Annotated in this window: 6 protein-coding genes; 1 reads left to right on the forward strand and 5 read right to left on the reverse strand. The window is 31.9% G+C overall.

Annotation, left to right across the window (positions count from 1 at the left end; all coding sequences use genetic code 11):
- Window positions 1-61 precede the first annotated feature (61 nt).
- A complete protein-coding gene (locus tag ACFSQP_RS11415; RefSeq protein ID WP_376894576.1) occupies window positions 62-1291 on the forward strand; it encodes a metallophosphoesterase in 1230 nt (409 codons plus the stop codon).
- Between the two features lie 263 nt (window positions 1292-1554).
- On the opposite strand, the gene ACFSQP_RS11420 is transcribed toward ACFSQP_RS11415, so the two are convergent.
- From ACFSQP_RS11420 to ACFSQP_RS11440, 5 genes are all read right to left on the reverse strand, one after another.
- The gene (locus ACFSQP_RS11420) at window positions 1555-2568 is read right to left on the reverse strand and encodes a serine hydrolase domain-containing protein (RefSeq protein WP_376894579.1); all 1014 of its coding nucleotides are present in this window, start codon (window positions 2566-2568) and stop codon (window positions 1555-1557) included.
- A gap of 466 nt (window positions 2569-3034) precedes the next feature.
- On the reverse strand, window positions 3035-3571 hold the full coding sequence (locus tag ACFSQP_RS11425) for an HD domain-containing protein (protein ID WP_376894582.1): 537 nt from the start codon (window positions 3569-3571) through the stop codon (window positions 3035-3037).
- Window positions 3572-4018: 447 nt separating this feature from the next.
- Window positions 4019-4690, reverse strand: a complete 672-nt coding sequence (locus ACFSQP_RS11430; protein ID WP_376894584.1) for a hypothetical protein — start codon at window positions 4688-4690, stop codon at window positions 4019-4021.
- A gap of 165 nt (window positions 4691-4855) precedes the next feature.
- Complete coding sequence (locus ACFSQP_RS11435; RefSeq protein ID WP_376894587.1) at window positions 4856-5983, reverse strand: acyltransferase family protein; 1128 nt, start codon at window positions 5981-5983, stop codon at window positions 4856-4858.
- Window positions 5984-6146: 163 nt separating this feature from the next.
- Complete coding sequence (locus ACFSQP_RS11440) at window positions 6147-6872, reverse strand: TlpA family protein disulfide reductase (RefSeq protein WP_376894589.1); 726 nt, start codon at window positions 6870-6872, stop codon at window positions 6147-6149.
- Window positions 6873-7092 lie beyond the last annotated feature (220 nt).

Below are 7092 nucleotides of genomic sequence, written 5' to 3' on the forward strand. Positions count from 1 at the left end.
ATATACTATCTTTAAAAGCAAAATACGTTTTAATTTAGTGTTTTTAATGTAACCACCCAGTATGCGTAGCTATTCTTTTTTTACCATTTTACTTTTGTGTTTTGCTATTTTAGTGATAGATGTATTTGCATTTTATTGGCTTCAAATGGTTACAGAGCTCATTACCACAAAAGCTTTAGTGTGGGTAATAAATGGCGCTTTTTGGATTTTTACTATTGGTTTAATTTCTGCTATTTTATTACTTAAAATCCGGTTGGATGCCGTTAATCCTATTAAAAAACAGCTTATTATTTCTTCACTTTATGGTTTAACCATTTCGTCGTTTATTCCTAAAATTATTTTTGTTGTGGGGTCTGCTGTTTTAAGTGCAACCAATTATGTGTTTTTAGATTCCAAATCGTTAGTAGTTGTGCCATTGCTAGCTTTAGCTTCTGGTGTGTTGCCTTTTTCTGTAATTGTATTTGGGATTTTAAAAACAGTTTATCGTTTTAAGGTGCATACCACAGAGGTGTCGCTTCCATTGTTGCCAAGTGCTTTTGATGGTTTTAAAATTGTGCAAATATCAGATATTCATATTGGCAGCTTTAATTTTCGGTATGCTATTTTGGAACGGGCCGTTAGGTTAATTAATAATTTGGAGCCCGATATAATTGTTTTTACTGGCGATTTGGTTAATAATTATGCTTGGGAATTGCGCGGATGGGAAACTGTTTTTAATAAGTTGAAAGCAAAAAATGGCAAGTATGCTGTTTTGGGGAACCATGATTACGGCGATTATAGCAGTTGGGATTCCAAGGCAGCAAAGCAAGAGAATTTTTTGGCAATTAAAAACTTCTTTGCTAAAACAAATTTTACGCTGTTGTTAAATGAAGGACGGTTTATTGAAAAACAGACAGATAAGCTAGCTATTTTGGGTGTTGAAAACTGGGGCATGCCGCCCTTTAAACAATACGGTAATTTAGGTGAGGCTTTGAAAGAAGTTTCGGAGGTTTCTATTAAAATTTTACTGTCCCATGATCCTTCGCATTGGAGCCAAGAGGTTGTGCCAAAAACCGATATTGCCTTAACGCTTTCGGGCCACACACATGGTATGCAAGCAGGGATAAATGTAGGCACTAAAAAATGGAGTCCCATTCAATATAAATTTAAGCATTGGGCAGGTTTGTATAAAGAAGGAAACCAGTATTTACATGTTAATCGCGGTTTAGGGTGGTTGGGTTTTCCTGGCAGGATTGGTATGCGACCAGAAATTACGTGTATTACATTGCGCAAACACGGGCGAAAACACTAAAAAAATAGGTGTTTGGAATTGGTATTTTGAGAGCAAAAAATACTTATGGATGTTTTAAAACTAGGAAACACGAAATGGATGGCCACCTTTAAAAGGTTTCAATGAATCTTTATAAAAAGCTTTCCTAGGTAGGGTTGTTACAAAATGTGTTTTGGATATTTTGGGCGATTTTTTAATGATTTTTAAGTACTCTAAGTAATGAGCAAGATTTATAAGTGCGTAATTTTCAAATTAACATGCCTTAAAAAGGCCGGTATATTTGTTTAGGTGTTGGACGCACTGGTTTTTCGAATAATTTTAACAATACGATTAATAATAATTTCAGATAAATTCCATTGGTAACCATTAAAATCGGTTGTATTCATAAATTGAACTACTACCGTGTCAATATCCTCATGATATTCCGCTAAACTTTGGTAGCCCACAACCAAACCACCATGATTGTATTTATAAGGATACAGTTCCTGTTCATTTGCATTAAAAACGGAGCCATCGTTTAAAGCGCGTAAAAAGATACCAACATCTTGTGCCGTGGCCAACATGCCATTTTCTTCGGTTTTAAAATCTTCAGTGTAGCCAACATAATAACCGCTCATAACATCGTCTAAATTTACGTCGGTAAGTGAGAAAAATGTGTTGTGCAGGTTTAAAGGTATTAAAATTTTTTCTTTAATATATTCCTGGTGGTTATACCCTAATACCGTATCCATTATGCGCCGGAGCAGCCAATAATTTGTATTAGAATATTGGTAACTCGTGTTTGGCTTGAAGCTAGCTGGTAATTCCAGAGCAAAATCGAGAGGCGTTTTTTGAGAATCTGTTTCTTTGTTCCAAAAATTGGGATTATCTGTATAATTAGGAATACCGGACCGGTGTTGTACCATCATTTTAAGCGTTATTTCGTCTGCATTGTCAATTTTATCTTTTAGTTCTGGTAAGTAATGGGTAAGTGTTTTATTTAAGAATAGACGTTTTTCTTTAGCCAATTTGGTTATGGCTACCGCTGTGTATAATTTGCTAATACTGGCAATTTTAAACAAGGCATTTGGTTGAGCAGGAATTTGTTTGTCTCTATTGTTCCAGCCGCCAGTATAAAATGCGGGAGGTTTTCCGGCTTGATCTACAAAAACAATCATGCCATCAAAACCGTAATTAATAGCTTCGTTTACCTGATCTTGTACGGTATTTGGCAATGGAAGTATCCAAGCTTTAACCAAAATCCATGGAACAAAAAATAGCGATATAGCCGTTGCTGTTAATAAAACAACTTGTGTCATTCTTTTAATTTTTTTGTTTTTTATCATGAGTCAGTTATTTCAGAAAATTAGTGACTTGGTAAGTCGTGTTTTCAGGTTTAACGGGTGGGGTTTTTCTTTGTAACAGAACATCCTATTCACATGGAATACCTGCTTAACGGGTATAAAGTTAATTTTTTTATTTAGAAGCTATTGTTTTGCAAAGGTATGCGGCAGCAAGCTAGCTAATGGGGTTTTGGTATTAATTGCAATTTAGTAGTGGCGCTAGTTTTGTTTTTGTGGGTGTTGATACTTCTACAAGGCAATTTTTTGTGTTTGCCGACTATAAATGTACTTAAAGTAAAAGTTAGTTTTAACCGTTAAGCGTAGTAAAGAAAAAAAACTAGTCCGCCGGATATTCTAATTTTTTTTAAAATTTTATTTGATCTCCTTTATTAAGCAGCGTAGTTAATTGGCTAATGCCTTCATAAGACGCAACGCAGAAAATTTATTCAGCGTATTTTTTATAGGATTTTATTTTAGTTTTAAGTCTGGTGTTGAGGTAGTCGTTTTTATTTTTTAGCAGCGTGTTAATTAATTGCGCTTCTTTTAGGTAATTCTGTATTTTCTCCTTATTCCAGGACTTTGGTGGTTTTTGCAAGTTGGTAATTCTGTCGGCTAACTTAACGATTGCGACTTCTTTTTCTAGATGGTTAATGCGGGATAAACTATCCATCATTTTTTCTTCTTTAGTGTTTAGTTGGTTGTTTTTAGTTAGCGCTTGCACACCGCTGGCCACTTGTTGTCCAAAAAGTTCTTTAAGTTCGGAAAATTCAGTGTCGGTGTCCTCCAAAGTATCGTGAAGTAGCGCCAATTGTATGGCATAATTTAAATTAAAAACTTGGCTTGCCTTATGCGCTAAAATAACCTCCATGGCTACGTTGGATAAATGAAGTAGGTAATTAGCGCCAGTGCCTGGAACTTTTTGATTTTTATGTTTTTCTGCAGCAAACGAAATAGCTTTCTGATAAATGTCTTGTGTCATTTTAAAGGATTTTAACTGTTGTTAATTAGGTATTTATTTTTTAGCTGTAACTGGAAAAATTACGATCTGTTAAGAGCTTGGTGAGCGTGTTTGTGGTGATTATTATTTTGAGGCTACTAGGGTTTTAGTATTTGGCGGTTGTGGTTATAAATTTGTATGCATGTTTTTTGCATAGGTTATTTTTGTGGCCCCGGGTTATTTCAAATTTGCTACGGTTTAGAATATTAGTGGGTAGATGCTAAATAAAACAGTTTAATTGAATTGTTTTCTATTAGCTGTTCAATGTTTTTTATGTCCGTTTGTTCAATTTTTTTAAACTAGTAGCAAGTGGTGGTTGGGCCTTTTTTAAAAACCGAAGATAGCAAATAAAAATCGAAAAGAAAATCGGCTTTAACCCAGTGTAACCTATTGTTGCAACAACTTTTGTAAGTGTGTTAAAACCAGTTGTTAGTTATTTATGGTGTTTTTCAATGCTTTGTTTAATTTTTTGATGTAGTCTTTTTGAAGGAGCAAATCATTTATATTAGCCTCAAATGTTTTGGTTTTTTTTAATTTGGGAAACGATAGTTTGTTTTTAGCTAGTGAACTTGAAATTAAAATATTGAAGTAGTTATAATGTAGCATTATTTTTTGCACGATGTCGGTTTCAACAATGTGAAAGCCAATTTTTTCCGCTGTTCTTTTATTTAAAATGTAGCTTGTGCCTCGAATTTTAATGTTTTTATCATGTTTATGAGCTTCTATTAAATGCAATAGACCTTCCAAATACTGTTGGACTATAAAATTGGTTCTTTCTTTTCCGTTCAATTTTTTATCTATTACAAAATAGTAATCAAATAAGGTGCCGCCATGAATTTTTATAAGTCCGTTTTTAGTTTTTTCAGCAATAAATAAGGGTGAATAATAAATCATTCGTCCACTTTTTTTCAAGGACGGCATATCAAAAAAAGGTGCAACGACAGATAAGGTTATGGTAACTGTTAAAATTCCAATTAAATATATTCCGGAATAAATGGCTATAATAGCTGCAGTTAATATAATTAAAAAGGAACAAAGCGCTATGGTAATGAGGATTTTGTGTTGTTCTTTTTTAGGTTTATTATAAAATTTATGATTCAATTTTTTTTGAAAGTGTTTTTTGCAGCAGTATTAATTTTGCTGTATTAGCTTATTTTTGTGGTTTAGGCCTGTAATGTAAAAAACAAAAGCTGAATTGACACGAGCCCAGCGAACTGGAGCAAGCAAAATTCAGGAGGATTTCCGGAAGTAAGCGCGTAGAAGCAATTACTGATAGCCCTTGTTGCGCAATGGTTTTGTTTTAACAATTGGTTTAATGCTTTTTTTTCGTTTTAAATTTAAAAAGTAACTTTCGTAGTATTTATATGAAACATGAGCTATAATAATGGTTAATGCTATTACGGATAAATTTATACTAATGATATCGAATGTATTTTGAAATCCAAATTTAGAAATTACTTTTAAATAAATAAATCCTACCAATTGCATAATTATGGCATGATACATATAAATACCATAGGATATTTTACCGAGATACTCCATGGTTTTATTCTGAAGAATTTTAATGGGTTTTGTAGCTAACACTGAAATTGTTAACCCAAATACTATGAAACTAAAAAGATTGTAAAAAAAAGGATTAAAATTATTTGTGAATATGCCTGTTGTGAAATACAGGATAACTACTATAAGTATGGGGTATTGGAGTTTTTTTATTAAAGTTTGGAATAAATTATGACTGTGTATTATAGCACATAAACCAGCAGACGAAAAATAAAAAAATAGCATGTTATATTTTTTTAGAAAAACTGCATATTCTGAAAAATAGATTAAAAAATAGATGGCTGTAAAAGCAACTAAAAACAATATTATTCTTTTTAACGGTAGTAACAGAAATACTGGGGCAATGAATAAATAAAATTGCTCCTCAATACCAATGGACCATAAAATTTCTAATATTCCGCCAGGTGCGTAAGTGCTAAATATGTTTGCGAAAAAGGTGACGGATAATAATATTCCAGTTAATAAGTTATAATTATTGTCAAATTCAAAACCAAAAAATGGCAAAACAAGTTGATAGTATAAAAAGCCAATAGTTAATACCAAATAATATAAAGGAAAAATGCGTAAAATGCGTCTTTTATAGAAGCCTTTTAAGTTAATTGAATTGGTGTGTTTTTTTTCATCAAAAAGTTGTTTAATAATTAAAAAACCGCTTAAAGAAAAAAACATGTATACAGCCTCTGTTCCTTTATGAAAAATTGGAAGATCATTAAAAAATGGAAACCCTCTATTTTCACTAAATTGAGGGATATGAAATATAACTACCAATAAAGCTAAAATGAAACGAATGGGCGTTAAATTTGGGATGCGTTTAGATTCTTTTAAATTAGCCATTAATGGTTCTTTAATAAATAGTGCCTAACAGACATGTACAGCGTTTAGTTGCATATTTTAATTTATAAAATTAGCAAATAATTCCCGAGCAAAGAAAGTAGGCTAGAATTTTTGTAAGTAGGCGAGGGATAGCCAGTATTTATAAGTGGTGTAGTAGCCCCAGTTATTTTAGTTTTTCAATAATCTTAATGATGTCATTTCCTTCTCCCATTTTCAATTCTTCTCCTTCTTTGCTCTCATATGGGATTCCACCTTTTACATATTTTAAGACTCCATTTTTATCTAAAAACAAATTCATAGGATACGCTTGAATGCCTAATTGGTTAATAAATTCTTTAGCATTAATTAGATGTTCAAATTCAAATGGATGCTTTTTAAGAAACTTTTGAACAGCTTCTTTTTTCTCATATGTAATGGAAATAAAATTAAAGTCGTCTTTGTACTTTTCTTTTATTTTATTTAGGACGGGCATTTCGTCAATACAAGGCGCGCATCTTGTAAACCAAAAATTAATCATAGTTGGTTTCCCTTTTAATTTTTCTGAATCAAAGTTTTTATCCGCTAGTGTGTTTAAGTCAAATTTTGGAAATTCCTTGTTTTTGTAATCAGATAATGGTCCAGAATTTATTAGATTATCAGACTTTTTATCACTAATTGCAAAGGTTATTCTCGAAATTATAGAATCTTTTTTGATTTCTGTGTCATTTATGGTTAAACTACCATATAATTGTTTTCCCATTACGTCACTCATTTTAGCAACTTGGTCAGATAGTATTTTATTCGCTTCGGCTTTTGTAATCCGGTTTTTTCCGTCAGTTGTGTAGTAAGTTGTTTGAGAAAATGACGTAATAGAAATTAAAAAAAATAATGTTATTATTAAATGTTTCATATTTTGGGTGTATTATACTGAAATAGGTTGACCATTTTTTTGTTAATTTTTGTGTTCAAACTATTTTTTTTAGCCGTTTGGAAGGCAAAAAACAGTTTGAACTAGGTCGTTTTTTAAATTGTTAATTCAAGTAAATTTACTTTATTTTTTCGATACGATTTATATTTAATGTTAGGATTGTTATGCACCTCAAAAGGTTTTCTTAAATCAAGGCTAAAAT

Source organism: Bizionia sediminis (genome assembly GCF_042684585.1).
Classification (GTDB): Bacteria; Bacteroidota; Bacteroidia; order Flavobacteriales; family Flavobacteriaceae; genus Algorimicrobium; species Algorimicrobium sediminis.

What these genes read in the sequence shown, in the direction of transcription:
- ACFSQP_RS11435 (WP_376894587.1), bottom strand. Translation starts at nt 5,983, where the DNA reads ATGGCTAATTTAAAAGAATCTAAACGCATCCCAAATTTAACGCCCATT.
- ACFSQP_RS11415 (WP_376894576.1), top strand. Translation starts at nt 62, where the DNA reads ATGCGTAGCTATTCTTTTTTTACCATTTTACTTTTGTGTTTTGCTATT.
- ACFSQP_RS11425 (WP_376894582.1), bottom strand. Translation starts at nt 3,571, where the DNA reads ATGACACAAGACATTTATCAGAAAGCTATTTCGTTTGCTGCAGAAAAA.
- ACFSQP_RS11440 (WP_376894589.1), bottom strand. Translation starts at nt 6,872, where the DNA reads ATGAAACATTTAATAATAACATTATTTTTTTTAATTTCTATTACGTCA.
- ACFSQP_RS11420 (WP_376894579.1), bottom strand. Translation starts at nt 2,568, where the DNA reads ATGACACAAGTTGTTTTATTAACAGCAACGGCTATATCGCTATTTTTT.